Origin of the sequence: Streptomyces sp. V3I8 (assembly GCF_030817535.1) — a bacterium.
Taxonomy (GTDB): Bacteria; Actinomycetota; Actinomycetes; order Streptomycetales; family Streptomycetaceae; genus Streptomyces.
In genome coordinates, this window is the sequence record NZ_JAUSZL010000002.1 from 4,248,473 (window position 1) to 4,263,900 (window position 15,428).

Genomic DNA, 15,428 nt, shown 5'->3' on the forward strand with positions numbered 1-15,428 from the left:
CGCCTCTCCCTGCTTCTCACCCTCGCGGTACTGGTGGTGCTGTTCGTGGAGGTACGGATGTACGCGGCACGTTGTTCAACACCGTCCGCGCTCGCACCCGCACCCGCATCTGCGTCTGCGTCTGCGTCTGCGTCCACACCTGCTCACCAGGTGGGCCGCGCCGAGACCCCTCCGTCCACCACCAGGTCGTGTCCGGTGATCCAGGAGGCCATCGGCGAGGCGAGGAACACGCAGGCGTCGGCCACGTCCTGCGGGCGCCCCAGCCTCCCGGTGGGAACCGCCTGCTGCCAGCGCCTTACGCCCTCGGGCCACGCCTGCGCGAGGCCCTCGCGGTCGATCAGCCCGGGCGAGACGGTGTTGACGCGGATGCCGTAGGGACCGTACTCCAGGGCCGCCGCGCGCGCGTGCATGACGACGGCCGCCTTCGACGCGCAGTAGTGCGCGTGGAGCGGAGCGGGGTGCGTGGCCTCGATGGACGCGATGTGGGTGATGCTGCGCACATGGCCTTCGCCCGCGTCCCGCGTGACGTCGGCGGCACCCCGCATGACATCGGTGGCGCCTCGCATCACGTCGGCAGCGGCCTGCGTGCAGGCGAACACGCTCGAGACGTTGGTGTCGACCACCGCCCGCCAGTCCGCCGCCGTCATGCCGGGCAGTTCCTGGACCGGTTGTACGCCCGCGCTGTTGACCAGCGCCGTCAGCGTGCCGCCTCCCCAGTCGGCGGCCTCGCGCACCACCCGGTGGCACTCGGACTCCACGGTCAGGTCGGCCCGCAGGACCACCGCGCGTCCGCCCGAGTCCGTGATGCGGGCGACGACGTCACGGGCCGGCTCCTCGTCCGTACGGAAGTGGACGGCGACGGCCGCTCCCGCCGCCGCGAACCCCAGGGCGATCCCCCGCCCGATGCCGCCGCCGGCACCGGTGACCAGCGCCACCTGACCGTCGAGCAGGCCGGCACGGGGGTCGGCACGGGGGTCGGCGCGGGGGTCGACCGCGTCGCCGGTCACGGGCGGCTCAGTGCGGCGATCCGCGCTGCCTCCGCCGGGTAGCGGGCGGCGAGCTCGGTCCCGTCCCCGTGCTCGTACCCCTCGTAGGTGAAGCCGGGCGCCATCGTGCACCCGAAGAACGACCAGGCCCCGTCCGCGGCGACCCGCGCGCCCATCCAGGTGCGTGCGGGCACCGTGAACTGGACGTGCTGGCCGCCGAGGACGTCCGGGCCGAGCCGGACCGTACGGGACGTTCCGTCGGGGGACAGGAGCAGCAGTTCCAGCGGATCGCCCAGGTAGAAGTGCCAGGTCTCGTCGGACGGGAGGCGGTGCAGGGCGGAGAAGTCGCCGGGCCGGGAGGTCAGGAGAGCCACGATCGCGGAGCCCTCCGGTCGGCCGTCGGGCCGTTCGGGGCCTGCCCAGGTACGGCGGAAGAGACCGCCCTCCTCGGGGATGGGTTCCAGCCGGTAGTGCGCGACAAGGGCTTCGGGAGTGATGTCGTTGACCACCCGCCGACGTTATACGGCCTCCGGACGGACACGGTCCTTGTCACGGACACGGTCCCTACGGTCCTTGTCACGGACGCGGTCCCTGTCGAGAAAGGCCAGTTGCGCCTTCTTCTCCGGCAGGTGCACCTCCGGGAGGTCGATCTCCGGCAGCACGACCGGCGGGCCGAGCACGAAACCCTGGCGGAGCAGCCGTGCGATCGCCCGCTCGTTGCGGATGTCCGGCTCGACCACGACCCGCCGCCGGTCCAGGACGCGCAGGACGTACGTGGTGAAGGCGGTCAGCAGAGCCGTGCTGTAGCCGGCCCGGCCGGCGCCCCCGGGGGCCGGACCGATCAGCAGGTGTACGCCGATATCGCCCGGCTCCACCTCGTAGCACTCGCTGACACGGTCGGCCGCCGGTTCGTAGGTCTGGAAGAGGGCGGCCGGCCCGTCGTCCAGGACGGCGAGGTACGCATGGTGCGTGTCGAGCGAGCCGAGGTGGCGGTACGTCTCCAGCACCTGTTGCCTGCTGAAGCCGCCCATGCCCCAGAACCGGGCCCGCTCGGCCGTCACCCAGTCGTGCAGCACGTCCAGGTCGGCCTCCGGGTCCACGGGCACGACACGGACGGTGCCGAGCCCTTCGACGTCCTCCTGGTGGACGGCCGTCCGGTCGCGGCCGACCGCGTACGACGTCCCAGCCGTGCCTGTCGCCCGCGCCGTGCCTGTCGCCCGCGTCGTCTCTGCCGTCCCCGTCGTCTCTGCCGTCCCCGTCGCCTCTGTCATCCCTGTCGTCCTCGGCATCCTGTCGTTGTCCTCGTCCCTCATGGTGAGCTGGTTCCAGTCGGTGACCACGGGGGCGAGTTCTCCCCCGAGCCACAGGGGCAGTTGGTCGCGGTGGTGCGGTGAGCCCGGTACGCCCGAGGCGCCGAAGGGCACCACCCAGAGGCTGTCCGCGCGCCGTGCCAGGTCCCACACGTAACGGGCGGCGGGGCCCCGCGCGGACCGGTCGGTGAGGCCGGGCACGGCCGAGGTGCACAGCACGCAGTCGTGGTCGCCGGAGAGCCCCGGTTCCCTCCGGTCGTACGCCGGGTCCGGCAGCGCCCGCCACGGAGCGAGGCGGTGGGTGTCGCCCCAGGTGCCCCGCGGCGGGTCCGCGGCGACCTCCTCCACGGCCGCCCTGACGATCTCGGCGCGGTCGATCCCGTACAGGCTCTCCGCCTTCAGGAGGTTCTCCAGGGCGTGGGCGACGCGCGGGAGGAGGGCGAGCCATGGGCTCAACACCGGCGGGTAGGACGGGGGTTCGGTGAGCGGCGCCAGGGCGGGGTGGGCGGCGAGGCGGCGTACGACGGCGCTGCGGACCGCCGCGTAGGCGGCCGCTTCCCCGCTGGTGGCGGCCATCTGACGGTCCCAGTTCCGTAGGCGCTCGCGCAGGGCGACAGCGTCGGCGGAGAGGCCGTCGAGGGCGGCGATCCGGTCCAGCAGCGGGGCCGCGGAGGCCAGATGGGTGTCCATGTGGAGGGCGGCCATGTCGGCGGCCCGCCAGTCCCGCCGCGGAGCCAGGAGCGCGCGCAGACGGGCGGCCCGGTGGGGCGGCGCGAACTCGACACCGAGCGGGGTGGCGGGGCCGCGCTGGTTGGCCATGACCGCGATGCCGTCGTCGACCGTGCCGCGCGGCAGGGGCGCGTACCAGCCGTGCCATTCGTGTCCGGGCTCCCAGGCGTTGACGATCCGGATGCCGTTCGCCGGGTCCCGCACCGGCACCCGGCCCGCGACGCGGTGGAGCAGGCCGCCCTCGGTGTCGGCCGCCTGGACGACGTTGACCGGTTCGGCCCAGTCGTCGAAGGCGCGGTCCACGTCGGCGACCCGGCGGGCGCGGAGGAGGGGGAGGAGTGCGCCGAAGCCCAGGTCCGCCGTCACCCGGGGCGGGTAGCGGAGGCTGATGGGTCCGGCGGAGCCGCCGGGGGCGGAGTCGTCAGGATCGGGGCCGTCAAGGCCGGAGCCGGAGCCGGACGCGGTGCCGGTGCCAGTGCCGGTATTGCAGCCGATGCCGGTGTCACAACCGGTGTCGGTGTCGGTGTCGGCGGTGTCGGCGCCGATGACGACCGGTCCCCGGTCGGTCTCGATCACCTCCACCTCGACGGGGGCGCCGCCCGCCACCTCGACCGTCTCGGTGCGGTGGGACGCGGGGTGCCACTCCCCGTCCGGGCCGAGCGCCTCGACCAGTTGTCCCGTCCCGGTGCCGGTCCGCCGCAGCCGCTCCCGGTACAGGTCCTGGTAGTCGGCCATCGCGTTGGTGATGGACCAGGCCACCGTGCCCGTGTGGCCGAAGTGGGCGATGCCGGGGACGCCCGGCACGGCCAGGCCCACCACGTCGAACTCCGGGCAGGCGATCCGGATCTGCTGGTAGACGCCCGGCGCCTCGATGAAACGGTGCGGGTCGCCCGCGAGGACCGGGAATCCGGTGGCCGTGCGCTCGCCGCCGACGAGCCAGCCGTTGCTGCCGGCGGTCCCGGGCCCGTCGGTGGCGAACAGCCCGACGGCGTCCGGCCCGAGATGGCGTACGACCTCCTCCCGCCACAGCTTGGCCGGAAAACCGGCGAACAGGATGTGCGTGGCGAGCCAGACACCCATCGGCGTCCACGGCTCCCACCGGCCCGGCGCGAGCCCGACGGCCCCGAACTCGGGTGCCCGGCGGGCCCCTTCGGCAAGGCCCTGGTTGACCCCGTCGACGTACGCCCGGACCCAGGCGGCCGTCCCGGGGTCCCGTCTCTCCAGGGCCGTGAAGCAGCGTCTCGCCGTGTCGTCGAGCAGGGCCCGTCTCGCGAACCGGTCCCAGGCCAGGGCGTCCGCGCCGAGGAACGCGGCCGAGGTGCCGCGCGCCCTGTGCCGCTCCACCTCGATCTGCCAGGCGCGGTCGAGGGCCGTGGCCAGCCCTTGCGCGCGGGCCAGTTCGAGCACGTCGTCCGCACGGAGGTGCGGTACGCCCCAGGCGTCACGGTGGATCTCGACGGTCACCCTGCGTCTCCCATTCCATTTAGGTTAGGCTCACCTAACTCAATGGCCGAAATCGTACGCGAGGGGTGAAAACTTCATGGGGCAGGGGCAGAGACAGGAACAGAGGCAAGGACAAAGACAGAAGCCGGGGCAGGGGCACGGCTGGGAGGGGACCGTCCTCAGACTGCTGCGGGCGAAGGACTTCGTGTTCACGGTCACACGGGCCGAGGACGTCACTCCGCACTACCGGCGACTGCGGGTGACCGACGGCGGCATGCTCGCGGCGACCGGGGTGCACCCGACGATGTGGGTCCGGCTGTGGTTCGACAACGCGGGCCGGCCGCACCAGCGCGCGTACACGCTGGTGGACCCCGATCCGGCCGCGGGGACCTTCGGCCTGGAGTTCGCGCTGCACGACGGGGTCGCGAGCGACTGGGCGCGGGCCGCGAAGCCCGGTGACACGATCGAGGCGACGGTCCACGGCACGGCCTTCACGGACCCGGCGCCGGCCCCGTCCCGTGTGCTGGCCATCGCCGACACCGCCTCGCTCCCCGCCCTCAACTCCCTCCTGGAGGCGGTGGGGCCGGCGCCGGCCACGATCTGGTTCGAGACCGCCGGCCGCACCGCGGACGGGGCCGTCCGGGGTACGGACGGCCTGCCCCTGCGGGTGGACCCGGCCCGCCACGACCTCCGTACGGTCCCCCGTCTCGACCGGGGCGCGCACCTGGTGGCCCAGGTGCGGGCGGCCGTGCCGGAGCTGCTGGCGGAGACCGCCGACCCCTATGTGTGGATCGCCTGCGACACGGCGACGACCCGGTCGCTGTCCGCGTACTTCCGCAAGGAACTGGCCCTGCCGAAGCAGCGGGTGAACGCGCTGGGGTACTGGCGGGCGGCCTGAACCCGCACGCGTGACGACCGGCGCACGGACGTCGCCCTCCCCGTCTCACCCTGCGGCCCGAGGACGACGGACCCTCCGGGCGCGGCCCGCTCGCCGCACCCGACAGAATGCCGTTCACCACACCCGTCGGGATGTCGTTCACCGCACCCGTCGGAATGCCGTTCGGCCGGCGGGCGTCGACGACCGGAGGCCGGGGCGGCGGAGGTGGTGTCGCCGAGATCCGGCGTACGCCAAGTGAGCGGTTCTCGTGGTGCGGCCGGTGCACCTGGTGCCCCGGCCGGGGACAAGCTCCTCGATGAGGTCCCACCGGCTCGCCCCGCGCACACCGCGCCGCCCCGCCCGGGCCGCCCGACCTGCCCGGACCGCCCGCCTCGCCCGGAACACCCGGCCCGCCCGGCCCTCCGGTGCCGCCGGGCTCGTCCGGCCCACCCGGCGGCCCACCCCGCGGTCCGCCGCGCAGTCTGCCCAGCAGCGGCTCCTCGTGGTGCTCGCGGCCTTGCTGTGCGCGCTGTGCGTCGTGGGGTCCGCGGGTGGTCACACCGGTTCCCGTACGGCGCCGCCCGCCGCCGTCTCCACCGAGTCCGGTCTGGAGCACCCGCACGACCTCCTGGACACCGCTCTCCGTCCGGTCGCGCGCCAGGGCCACCGCCCGCTCGTTCCCCTGCGCCCCGCGCACCGGTCCGCCGCCGAGCGCCCGCGCCCGCGGGTCCGCTCCCTCCCCGCGTCCCACCACGCCCCCTCCCCGCGCGCCCGGCGCTGCATGGTCCTCCGCTGCTGAGGAGCCCGGTTCCGACCGGACACCCCCCACCTACAGCCAGCAGCACGAGAGGAACCCCTCCATGCCGAAGGACCCGTACGCGATCCTGCGCGCCCTGGTGCGCGCCGAGTCCCTCCGCAACGCCCCGAAGCCGCCCTCCGAACCCGGCCGGGGCGCGCCGAAGCCCGCCCCGGAGCGGCGGACCCGGTCCGGGAAACCCGAACGCGGCTGAGCCCGTCCGGCGGAGGCGGACCGATCCGCCTCCGCCGTCTCCGCCCCTGTCCTGAGCCTCGACCTCGGCCTGGGCCTCAACCTCGGCCTCTTTCGAGCGAATCAGCCGGACGGTCTGCGTGACGGAGTTCGGGAACGCCTTCGACGCGTCGCCGAAGAAGAGCTGCGGCTCATCCCGCAGTTCGGGCGGTTCCAGTTCGAGGCCCCGGGGCACCCGGGCCCCGGCAGCAGCGACTCGCCGTCCGTCACGTCCGTCACATCCGTCACTTCAGGCCCTGCCCCCGGTCCGCCCGGAGCCGTCCCGCACTCGTCCCTCACTCGTCCCGCATCCATCCAGGGCCCCTTCCCGCCCGTTTCCGAATCGATCATGAACGGGTGATCCAGGAGAATTACCGGTTTGCACATATTTACGACGTCATTTCCAGCGCCGCACTCCGGCGCCATGGCTGCGCCCGGAAGCTCTTGACCGGTAGGCTTTCCGTGTGATCTTCAAGCGCATCGGAAACGGCCGGCCGTACCCCGACCACGGCCGGGAAAGCACCCGGCAGTGGGCGGACGTCGCGCCGCGCCCGGTCCGCCTCGATCAGCTGGTGACGACCAAGGGCCAGCTCGATCTGGAAACACTGCTCGCCGAGGACTCCACGTTCTACGGCGACCTCTTCGCGCACGTCGTGAAGTGGCAGGGCGACCTGTACCTGGAGGACGGCCTGCACCGTGCCGTCCGCGCCGCGCTGCAGCAGCGCCAGGTACTGCACGCCCGCGTTCTCGAACTGGGCTGACCCCGGGTTGACCCTTTCGGGTTGGTCTGACGATCAGTCAATGATCATCTAGTAGGCATTGCGGCCCTGGCGCATTACGCTGCGCTCATGAGCATGCTCACTCCCCCTGGCATGGGCGGCCAGTACCGGATCACGGGGGACAAGTACCCACGGATGCGCAAGGACCGGGGGCGCCGCCGGATCGTGCTCGCGGCTGTCGCCTCCGTCGCCGCACTCGGACTGGCCGGCTGGGGAACCCTGCAGCTCATCGATGTCTTCACGGGCGGCGGCGACAAGGCGTCGGCGGTCGGTTCGGCGCCGGGGTGCAAGCCCTCCCCCTCGTCCTCCGCGAAGCCGGTCAAGGCCGTGCCGAAGCCCGGCCAGATCACCGTGAACGTCTTCAACGCCACGACCCGCTCGGGCCTCGCCAAGGACGTCGCGGACGCGCTGAAGAAACGCGGGTTCAAGATCGGCGAGGTGGGCAACGCCACCAAGACGTACGACAAGAAGGTCGACGGACCGGGCGTGGTGCTCGGTGCGAAGGCGGCGGCCGACGCCGCGCTCCCTGTCCTCGGGACCCAGCTCGCCGGCGCCGAGACGAAGACCGACACCCGGGCGAAGCCCGCGGAGGTCGACCTGATCCTCGGCAAGGCCTTCAAGACCCTGACGACGGAGAAGGACGCCGACAACGCCCTGACCACCCTGGCCGAGCCCGCGCCGGCGCCCTCGACGACGAAGAAGGACTGCTGACGGGCGCGTAAGAGCCGCGGCCCACTTGGCCACCCGGCCCGTCAGCCCATCGGCCCGTCAGCCCACCGGCCCGTCAGTCCTTCGGTCCGTCCGTCCTCCAGCCCGTCCGTTCGGCTATTCGGCTATTCGGCTATTCGGCCGCACCGTACATGCGGTCGCCCGCGTCACCGAGGCCCGGGACGATGTAACCGTGCTCGTTCAGGCGCTCGTCGACCGAGGCGGTCACGACCGTGACGGGGGCGCCCGCCAGGTCGCGCTCCATCACCTCGACGCCCTCGGGGGCGGCCAGGAGGACCACGGCCGTCACGTCGTCGGCGCCGCGCTTGATCAGCTCCTGGATCGCCGCGACGAGGGTGCCGCCGGTGGCCAGCATCGGGTCCAGGACGTACACCTGGCGTCCGGAGAGGTCCTCGGGCATACGGCTCGCGTACGTGGACGCCTGGAGCGTCTCCTCGTCGCGGATCATGCCGAGGAAGCCCACCTCGGCGGTCGGCAGGAGGCGCACCATGCCGTCGAGCATGCCGAGGCCGGCCCGCAGGATCGGTACGACGAGGGGCCGCGGGTAGGACAGCTTGACGCCCGTGGTGCCGGACACCGGGGTCTCGATGTCGACCTGTTCGGTGCGCACGTCCCGCGTGGCCTCGTAGGCGAGCAGGGTGACCAGCTCGTCGGCGAGTCGGCGGAAGGTCGCGGAGTCGGTGCGGCGGTCGCGCAGCGTGGTGAGCTTATGAGCGACCAGAGGGTGGTCGACGACGTGGAGACGCATGCTCCCAAGGGTATCCGGGCCCGTGCCGGCCGCCCGTTCGCCCGTCACCAGCGGGTTCCGGAACGTTCCGGAATCTTCGCCGCTGCCACCGCGCAAACCTCCGCTGGCATCAAACCGCCCGCCGGAGGGAAAGTGGGAGGGACCTGACTGGGGGTGTTGCCGATGCCGGACTCGGAGCAGAGCAACCGGACGGACCTGGAGAGCGACGCTCAGCGCCGCAGGCGCCGGGCCCAGTTCCTGCGGGAACTGAAGGAGGCCCGCGAGCTGCGCGACAGGGTGCAGCCGCGCCGTGCGAAAACGGCCCGCCTGCGGCATGCGATGCGCATGCGCACGTTCCGCTGGTGAAGAACGGCTGCCCCCTCCGGGTCCGCGGGCAGCGACCACAGGCCGTTGCCGGTTCGGCAAGCCCGTCGCGGGTGTCGCGGGTGTCGTGGGTGTCGTCATCGGATGTCGTCGTGGGTGGCGTCGTGGGGTCGTCGTGCGACCCGCCGGGCACACCCGGACGGGCGCGTGCGGACAGGCGCGTGCGGGGCGGGAGTTCCGGCGGCGTACGATCCCGCTGTCGGTGGGCGCCGGGCGCCCAGGTGAGGCCGTACGGCGGCGTGACGCACGCGCCACGCGACCCGGCGTGAGAACGCGACCGGGACACAGCGAGCCGAAGACCTCTCCTGAACGCTCTGTTTCTGCCACGATTCCGAGTGGGCGGGGCTCGGAGCACCCAACCCCCGTCCACGACCTCCGCCGGGAGGACCCCCAACCGGCACGCCTAGGACCAGTGGGAGAGTCACGGTGTACTTCGCCGCACTGCTCGCGCGCACCGAAGACGGGTGGGAAGCGAGCGACACAGAGCTCGACGATGTGGAGACCCTGTCGGATCTGAGCGACCTGGCCCGTGAGGCCTCGGTCGACGACGACACGGTGCTCGTCTACATCGAGCAGGAGGACGCGTGGTTCGGAGTCGTCCGCGTGGACGGCGAGGAGGACCCTCGCATCTACGTCTCGGACGCCGCGGCCGCTGCCCGCAGTTCGTACGGCGAGATCCTGCTCACGAACGAACTGCTCGGAAGGGATCCCGGCGACGACGGCGTCGTCGACCTGGAATCCCTCGACCTCGACGGCACGGAGGACGGTGAACCCGAGGACGAGGCCGACGACGACGAAGAGGACGACGTCGGTACCACCTCCAAGGGACAGATCGTGCCGTCCGGACCCATCGGAGACCGCGAGGTCCTCGCCGATCTCGGCGTGGACAAGAAGGAGTTGCTGGCCCTGGACAGCACCGACGCACTCGGCGAGATCGCCGAGGTCCTCGGGGCGGCAGAGGTCCTGGAGGCCGTCCGCTGACCACCCCGCACGCCCAGGAGGAACACGACCCCGTACGCGACCGGTGGCGGCCCGCGATGCGGCGGGCCCTCGACGAGGCCGCGCTGGCGGGCCGCGGCGGGGACGTCCCCGTGGGCGCCGTCGTACTGTCCCCGGACGGCACGACGGTGCTCGCCACCGGGCACAACGAGCGCGAGGCGGCCGGTGACCCGACCGCCCACGCCGAGGTGCTGGCGCTCCGCCGGGCCGCCGCCCGGACCGGCGAGTGGCGGCTGACCGGCTGCACGCTCGTCGTCACCCTCGAACCCTGCACAATGTGCGCCGGGGCGATCGTCCAGTCCCGTGTGGACCGGGTCGTCTACGGCGCCCGGGACGAGAAGGCGGGCGCGGCCGGCTCCCTCTGGGACCTCGTACGCGACCGCCGCCTCAACCACCGGCCGGAGGTGATCGCGGAAGTACTGGACGAGGAGTGCGCCCGGCTGCTCACGGACTTCTTCCGCGACCGCTGAACATCCCCCCGCACCATCCGCCCCACCACGTCCCGCCACGTCCCACCCGCCCGGACCGCTCTCGCTCCCCCCTCGATCCGGCCTCGATCCGGCCTTGATCCGCCCTCGATCCGGCCTTGACCGACCCCGGGCCGACCCAGGACCAGCCCAGGATCAGCCCCGAGCCGGCCCCCGGATACGGATTTCCGAGCACGGCCCATCGTGGGCTAGGATCTCTCTCGGTAGCGTGTCCGAGCGGCCGAAGGAGCTCGCCTCGAAAGCGAGTGTGGCGCAAGTCACCGAGGGTTCAAATCCCTCCGCTACCGCGGTAGACGAAGGGCCCGATCCACTGGATCGGGCCCTTCGCGCTTCTCCGTGCAGGTCGGGGGGCCGGGTGGGATCCCCTGCCGCGGCGCCCTTTCCCGACGTCCGCGCGGCACGGGGCGCGAAGCCGCGGGACACGAGGCATGAGGTACGAGATGGGATCGAAAGATCGTCGGATCTGTTGCCCGGGTTACACTCACCGCCGACAACAGGGGCCTCAGCAGGTACAGCGCGCACAACGGGCGCAGCGGGCACGGTGGGCGGGCGCCGCGGACACGGGCAGGCACAGGGGAGGCCGCGGTGGCGGTGAATGCGAAGAAGATCGCCGTCTACGTACTCGTGGTCTTCGCGCTGTACGTGATCATCACCGATCCCGAGAAGGCGGCGGACTACGTCCAGATAGGGTTCGAGGGCATCTCGAACGCCGCTCAGTCCGTCGGTGACTTCATGACGTGGATCGCCGACGGCGCCAAGGACTAGGGAGCCCGGGGACCGGGGAACCGGAGGACCGGGGCTGCCGCCCTGTCGCCTCACCGCCCTGTCGCCTCACCGCCCCGGGAGTGTCCGTGATCCGCCACCTGGTCCTCTTCAAGCTCAACGAAGGTGTCGGGCGGGAGGAGCCCCGCGTCGTCGAGGGCGTCGCCGCCTTCCGCGCGCTCGGCGGGCAGATCCCGGAAGTGCGGTTCTGGGAGTGCGCGTGGAACATCACCGACCGGCCCATCGCGTACGACTTCGCGATCAACTCGGCGGTCGAGGACACGGACGCGCTCAAGCGGTACCTCGAACACCCCGCCCACCAGGCGGGCGCCGCCCTGTGGCGTGAGTTCGCCACGTGGGTGATCGCCGACTACGAGTACTGAGCGCCGCCGGCCACCGGCCGCCCGTCGAGCTGCCACCAGCCCTCCGCCCGAACGGCGGAGGGCTGTCGCGTGTCCGGGCCAGGCCGGGCGGCCGTACGACCCTCGCCCGGATCTCAACACGGAGTGATGGGGTGCTTGCACACAGTGCACATGTCTTGTGATGCTATGACCGCTTTTGACCGATGAGTTGACGCATGTGTCTGACGAGCATCGTTCGGACTTGTGTTTTCCCGGGTTGACGGACCCAGAGGTGGAGTTGACCGTGCCGGCCAGTACCGCGCCTCAAGCACCTCCCCAGCAGAAGCCGCAGGCGGTCGAACGGATCGACGAACCCGGTGATTCCCAGGAACCCGGTCCGCAGCGCCGCCGCGGGGCGGACACCAGGGCCCTGACCCAGGTCCTCTTCGGCGAACTCAAGAACCTCCGGCCCGGGACCCCCGAGCACGGCCGCGTACGGGCCGCGCTGATCGAGGCGAACCTCCCGCTGGTGCGGTACGCGGCCGCCCGCTTCCGCTCCCGCAACGAGCCCATGGAGGACGTCGTCCAGGTCGGCACGATCGGCCTGATCAACGCCATCGACCGCTTCGACCCCGACCGCGGCGTGCAGTTCCCGACCTTCGCGATGCCCACCGTGGTGGGCGAGATCAAGCGGTACTTCCGCGACAACGTCCGCACGGTCCACGTACCGCGCCGGCTGCACGAGCTGTGGGTGCAGGTGAACAGCGCCACCGAGGACCTCACGACGGCCTTCGGGCGCACCCCCACGACCGCCGAGGTCGCCGAGCGGCTGCGTATCGGCGAGGACGAGGTGCTGGCCTGCATCGAGGCCGGCCGCTCGTACCACGCGACCTCCCTGGAGGCCGCCCAGGAGGGCGACGGACTGCCCGGCCTGCTCGACCGGCTCGGCTTCGAGGATCCGGCCCTGGACGGCGTGGAGCACCGCGACCTCGTACGGCACCTTCTCGTCCAGCTTCCCGAACGCGAACAGCGCATCCTTCTGCTGCGCTACTACAGCAATCTGACGCAGTCCCAGATCAGTGCGGAACTGGGCGTCTCGCAGATGCACGTGTCAAGGCTCCTCGCCCGAAGTTTCGCCAGGCTGCGGTCCGCAAACAGGATCGAGGCGTAACTCCGGAGAGCGAATCACCTCCAAGAGCTTTTCCCGACATTTCTACGTCGAAAAAGCGTCAGACCCCCTTTTTCCAGGGCCTATTCACCCCTCTTGTGTCGACATGTCACTACAGCGTGTTGCCGACATGTGACATTCTTCCGGTGAAGCGTTTGCCGCGGCCCCGCCTCCGGTATTCAGGTGGAGGCTGCGTTCCTGACACGGGAGCGTCCGCCGCGACCGTCCGCGACCCAAAGGGGGTGGCATGTCCGCAGACCAGGGCAGCTCGAAGGTGCTCACGCTCGAGAAGAGCGAATCCGCATCCGACGTGCTTCACAGTGTCGTTGTCGAGGTTCCGGCCATCCAGGCCGCGGAAGCCCCGGCCTTCCCCCCGACCCCGGAAGTGATCGACACCCGCACCCTGTCCCGCTCCCTGTTCCTGCGGCTCGCCGCGCTGGACGAGAACAGCCCCGAGCGCGCCTATGTACGAGACACCCTCATCGAACTGAACCTCCCGCTGGTGCGGTACGCGGCCGCCCGTTTCCGGTCGCGCAACGAACCGATGGAGGACATCGTCCAGGTCGGCACGATCGGCCTGATCAAGGCGATCGACCGCTTCGACTGCGAACGGGGCGTGGAGTTCCCGACGTTCGCGATGCCGACGGTCGTGGGTGAGATCAAGCGGTTCTTCCGGGACACCTCGTGGTCGGTGCGGGTGCCGCGCCGGCTCCAGGAGCTACGGCTCGCGCTGACCAAGGCCAGCGACGAGCTCTCCCAGAAGCTGGACCGCTCGCCGACCGTCGCCGAACTCGCCACCGTGCTCGGGGTGTCGCAGGAGGACGTGGTCGACGGCCTGGCGGTGGGCAACGCCTACACGGCGTCGTCCCTCGACTCGCCGGCCCCCGAGGACGACGGCGGCGAGGGTTCCCTCGCGGACCGCCTCGGTTACGAGGACACCGCGCTGGAGGGGGTCGAGTACCGCGAGTCCCTGAAGCCCCTGCTCGCCAAGCTGCCGCCCCGCGAGCGGCGGATCATCATGCTCCGCTTCTTCGCCAACATGACGCAGTCACAGATCGGCGAGGAGGTCGGCATCTCGCAGATGCACGTCTCCCGGCTGCTCACGCGGACGCTCTCCCAGCTGCGGGAAGGGCTCATCTCCGACTGATCCGTCCCGTCCCGGCCCGGCCTGTCCTGACCTGTCGGTCAGGCAGTCATGCGGACGGACCGGCAGGCGATACGCCGGCCGTCCAGGCGATACATGGCCGTCGAGGCGCCCTCGGGATGCCTCGACGGCCGCGCCATGTCCGGGCAGCCGGAAGAAAGGGCCTGGACCGTTCCCCTCGGCATGAGTGCCGGGATGCGGGACCCGTCCCGTCCGGTGAGGCCGGTCCGGCGCGGCCGGTCCGTCCGGTCGGAGCGGGGCGCCCGGTCGGAGCGGGGCGCCCGGTCGGAGCGGGGCGCCCGGTGGCGCCCCTTTCCTACTTGAGTGCGAGCCAGGCCACCACGGCGATGACCGCGACGACCGCGATCACACCGACGATCAGGCCGACCCGGGGGCCCCGGGCGGAGGCTGACTGCTGCTGCTGACGGCTCTGCGGGTCGTCGACGAACGCTCGGAACATCTGGGTGCTACCCGCGGGGTCGTGATTGCCCTCGGGGCCCTGGGTGTTTGCCATGCGCGTGACCCTATCGGGTGCGTTCTGCGGTCCCAAGTTTCGGGTGCCGTCTTCCGGTTCGGGTGCGCTGCGGTGTGGGCGCCCGGACCGGGGTGGCGGCGTGCGTGTGAACCTACGGGTGCGGTGTGGCTGAGTGCGCAGTTCCCCGTGCCCCTGGACGGCTCCGCCCCCGGGCCCCGGAAACCCCGGCCTCGACCTCCAGCCCTCGGCCCCCGACCTCCAGCTCCCAGCCCCGAGCCCTCAGCCCCCGGCCCCCAGCCCCCAGCCCTCGAACCTCGGCCAAAAGCCTCCCCACCTGCGGGTTTACGTTTGCCAATACTTGCCTTTGCCAAGGTTTTAGACCGTAGGGCCTCATTTCGTTTGCCTGCAGCAACCAACAGTTCTTATGGTTGCCTAAAGCAACAAAAGAGGAAGGTGCGATGGCCGCTCGACAGCAGTACGAGGAGCTGGCCCAGCAGCTCAGCGCCATCGGCGCGGTGAAGCGGGGTCTGGGCCGGGTACTCCCGCACGAGTGCCCGGCGGGTTCCGCCGCCGTACTCACGCTGCTCGACCGGCACGGTGAGATGCGGATGAGCAGACTCGCCGAGCTGATGGCCATCGACATGTCGGTGACGAGCCGGCATGTGGCGCACGTCGCCGAGCGCGGCTGGATCGACCGGTCCGCCGACCCCGCCGACAAGCGCTCCCGCATCCTGCGGCTCACCCCCGCCGGACGGGACATGCTCGCCGACCTCTCCGAGCGCTACATGAACGCGCTCGCCCACTACCTGGCGGACTGGTCCGACGACGAGGTCGACCAGCTCAACCACCTGCTCGGACGACTGCGCGCGGGCTTCGGCGACTGCCGGACCGTACCGGCCGTGCCTGCCGCACCCGCCGCGACGGCTGTGCCGCACCCGGCGCCCGCGCCGTCGCCGCCGCCGTCGCCGTCGCCGAGCGAACCGTCCGTCCCACCCGGGAAGCCCGGGAAGCCCGGAAAGGCTCCCGGCGGGCGGACCACCCGTACACCCGTATGACGCAT

The 15,428-nt window shown here is 71.7% G+C and carries 18 protein-coding genes and 1 tRNA gene; 14 read left to right on the plus strand and 5 right to left on the minus strand.

The window, feature by feature from the left end:
- Nucleotides 1–143 precede the first annotated feature (143 nt).
- The 3 genes from QFZ75_RS18845 to QFZ75_RS18855 are packed head-to-tail and all read right to left on the minus strand — an operon-like array spanning nt 144 to nt 4,489.
- The gene (locus QFZ75_RS18845; protein WP_307538422.1) at nt 144–1,007 is read right to left on the minus strand and encodes an SDR family NAD(P)-dependent oxidoreductase; all 864 of its coding nucleotides are present in this window, start codon (nt 1,005–1,007) and stop codon (nt 144–146) included.
- A complete protein-coding gene (locus QFZ75_RS18850; protein WP_307544592.1) occupies nt 1,004–1,483 on the minus strand; it encodes a cupin domain-containing protein in 480 nt (159 codons plus the stop codon). Before QFZ75_RS18850 ends, QFZ75_RS18845 begins: the two co-directional genes overlap by 4 nt.
- A gap of 21 nt (nt 1,484–1,504) precedes the next feature.
- Entirely contained in the window at nt 1,505–4,489 is a 2,985-nt protein-coding gene (locus QFZ75_RS18855) for a GNAT family N-acetyltransferase (protein ID WP_307538424.1), read from the minus strand.
- Between the two features lie 76 nt (nt 4,490–4,565).
- Between QFZ75_RS18855 and QFZ75_RS18860 the strand changes: the two genes are divergently transcribed.
- From QFZ75_RS18860 to QFZ75_RS18880, 5 genes are all read left to right on the plus strand, one after another.
- Entirely contained in the window at nt 4,566–5,366 is an 801-nt protein-coding gene (locus QFZ75_RS18860) for a siderophore-interacting protein (RefSeq protein ID WP_307538426.1), read from the plus strand.
- A 295-nt stretch (nt 5,367–5,661) separates the two neighbouring features.
- Entirely contained in the window at nt 5,662–6,144 is a 483-nt protein-coding gene (locus tag QFZ75_RS18865) for a hypothetical protein (protein WP_307538428.1), read from the plus strand.
- A 61-nt stretch (nt 6,145–6,205) separates the two neighbouring features.
- On the plus strand, nt 6,206–6,355 hold the full coding sequence (locus tag QFZ75_RS18870; RefSeq protein WP_307538430.1) for a hypothetical protein: 150 nt from the start codon (nt 6,206–6,208) through the stop codon (nt 6,353–6,355).
- A gap of 481 nt (nt 6,356–6,836) precedes the next feature.
- Complete coding sequence (locus tag QFZ75_RS18875) at nt 6,837–7,133, plus strand: type II toxin-antitoxin system VapB family antitoxin (RefSeq protein WP_003955420.1); 297 nt, start codon at nt 6,837–6,839, stop codon at nt 7,131–7,133.
- A gap of 87 nt (nt 7,134–7,220) precedes the next feature.
- Entirely contained in the window at nt 7,221–7,862 is a 642-nt protein-coding gene (locus QFZ75_RS18880; protein WP_307538432.1) for a LytR C-terminal domain-containing protein, read from the plus strand.
- A 130-nt stretch (nt 7,863–7,992) separates the two neighbouring features.
- On the opposite strand, the gene upp is transcribed toward QFZ75_RS18880, so the two are convergent.
- Nucleotides 7,993–8,628: a uracil phosphoribosyltransferase gene (gene upp / locus QFZ75_RS18885; RefSeq protein ID WP_307538433.1), complete on the minus strand. Its 636-nt coding sequence runs from the start codon at nt 8,626–8,628 to the stop codon at nt 7,993–7,995.
- Between the two features lie 162 nt (nt 8,629–8,790).
- Between upp and QFZ75_RS18890 the strand changes: the two genes are divergently transcribed.
- The 8 genes from QFZ75_RS18890 to QFZ75_RS18925 all read left to right on the plus strand — a co-directional run bounded on the left by QFZ75_RS18890 (nt 8,791) and on the right by QFZ75_RS18925 (nt 13,896).
- Entirely contained in the window at nt 8,791–8,973 is a 183-nt protein-coding gene (locus QFZ75_RS18890; protein ID WP_307538435.1) for a hypothetical protein, read from the plus strand.
- Between the two features lie 444 nt (nt 8,974–9,417).
- A complete protein-coding gene (locus tag QFZ75_RS18895) occupies nt 9,418–9,972 on the plus strand; it encodes a hypothetical protein (RefSeq protein ID WP_307538437.1) in 555 nt (184 codons plus the stop codon).
- Between the two features lie 56 nt (nt 9,973–10,028).
- A complete protein-coding gene (gene tadA, locus QFZ75_RS18900) occupies nt 10,029–10,460 on the plus strand; it encodes a tRNA adenosine(34) deaminase TadA (protein WP_307538439.1) in 432 nt (143 codons plus the stop codon).
- Between the two features lie 220 nt (nt 10,461–10,680).
- Nucleotides 10,681–10,765: transfer RNA gene (locus QFZ75_RS18905), tRNA-Ser, on the plus strand.
- Between the two features lie 298 nt (nt 10,766–11,063).
- Nucleotides 11,064–11,243, plus strand: coding sequence for a hypothetical protein (locus QFZ75_RS18910; protein WP_307538441.1), 180 nt, complete (start codon nt 11,064–11,066; stop codon nt 11,241–11,243).
- An 86-nt stretch (nt 11,244–11,329) separates the two neighbouring features.
- Nucleotides 11,330–11,623 (plus strand): Dabb family protein, encoded by a 294-nt coding sequence (locus tag QFZ75_RS18915; RefSeq protein WP_307538442.1) that lies wholly within the window; start codon nt 11,330–11,332, stop codon nt 11,621–11,623.
- A gap of 262 nt (nt 11,624–11,885) precedes the next feature.
- Nucleotides 11,886–12,752, plus strand: a complete 867-nt coding sequence (locus tag QFZ75_RS18920) for an RNA polymerase sigma factor SigF (RefSeq protein WP_307538444.1) — start codon at nt 11,886–11,888, stop codon at nt 12,750–12,752.
- A gap of 244 nt (nt 12,753–12,996) precedes the next feature.
- Nucleotides 12,997–13,896, plus strand: a complete 900-nt coding sequence (locus tag QFZ75_RS18925) for an RNA polymerase sigma factor SigF (RefSeq protein ID WP_307538445.1) — start codon at nt 12,997–12,999, stop codon at nt 13,894–13,896.
- Between the two features lie 313 nt (nt 13,897–14,209).
- On the opposite strand, the gene QFZ75_RS18930 is transcribed toward QFZ75_RS18925, so the two are convergent.
- Nucleotides 14,210–14,407, minus strand: a complete 198-nt coding sequence (locus QFZ75_RS18930; RefSeq protein WP_307538447.1) for a hypothetical protein — start codon at nt 14,405–14,407, stop codon at nt 14,210–14,212.
- A 419-nt stretch (nt 14,408–14,826) separates the two neighbouring features.
- Between QFZ75_RS18930 and QFZ75_RS18935 the strand changes: the two genes are divergently transcribed.
- Nucleotides 14,827–15,423: a MarR family winged helix-turn-helix transcriptional regulator gene (locus QFZ75_RS18935; protein WP_307538449.1), complete on the plus strand. Its 597-nt coding sequence runs from the start codon at nt 14,827–14,829 to the stop codon at nt 15,421–15,423.
- The last annotated feature ends 5 nt before the right edge of the window (nt 15,424–15,428 follow it).

What these genes read in the sequence shown, in the direction of transcription:
- QFZ75_RS18860 (WP_307538426.1), top strand. Translation starts at nt 4,566, where the DNA reads ATGGGGCAGGGGCAGAGACAGGAACAGAGGCAAGGACAAAGACAGAAG.
- QFZ75_RS18865 (WP_307538428.1), top strand. Translation starts at nt 5,662, where the DNA reads ATGAGGTCCCACCGGCTCGCCCCGCGCACACCGCGCCGCCCCGCCCGG.
- QFZ75_RS18870 (WP_307538430.1), top strand. Translation starts at nt 6,206, where the DNA reads ATGCCGAAGGACCCGTACGCGATCCTGCGCGCCCTGGTGCGCGCCGAG.
- QFZ75_RS18880 (WP_307538432.1), top strand. Translation starts at nt 7,221, where the DNA reads ATGAGCATGCTCACTCCCCCTGGCATGGGCGGCCAGTACCGGATCACG.
- upp (WP_307538433.1), bottom strand. Translation starts at nt 8,628, where the DNA reads ATGCGTCTCCACGTCGTCGACCACCCTCTGGTCGCTCATAAGCTCACC.
- QFZ75_RS18890 (WP_307538435.1), top strand. Translation starts at nt 8,791, where the DNA reads ATGCCGGACTCGGAGCAGAGCAACCGGACGGACCTGGAGAGCGACGCT.
- tadA (WP_307538439.1), top strand. Translation starts at nt 10,029, where the DNA reads ATGCGGCGGGCCCTCGACGAGGCCGCGCTGGCGGGCCGCGGCGGGGAC.
- QFZ75_RS18925 (WP_307538445.1), top strand. Translation starts at nt 12,997, where the DNA reads ATGTCCGCAGACCAGGGCAGCTCGAAGGTGCTCACGCTCGAGAAGAGC.
- QFZ75_RS18930 (WP_307538447.1), bottom strand. Translation starts at nt 14,407, where the DNA reads ATGGCAAACACCCAGGGCCCCGAGGGCAATCACGACCCCGCGGGTAGC.
- QFZ75_RS18935 (WP_307538449.1), top strand. Translation starts at nt 14,827, where the DNA reads ATGGCCGCTCGACAGCAGTACGAGGAGCTGGCCCAGCAGCTCAGCGCC.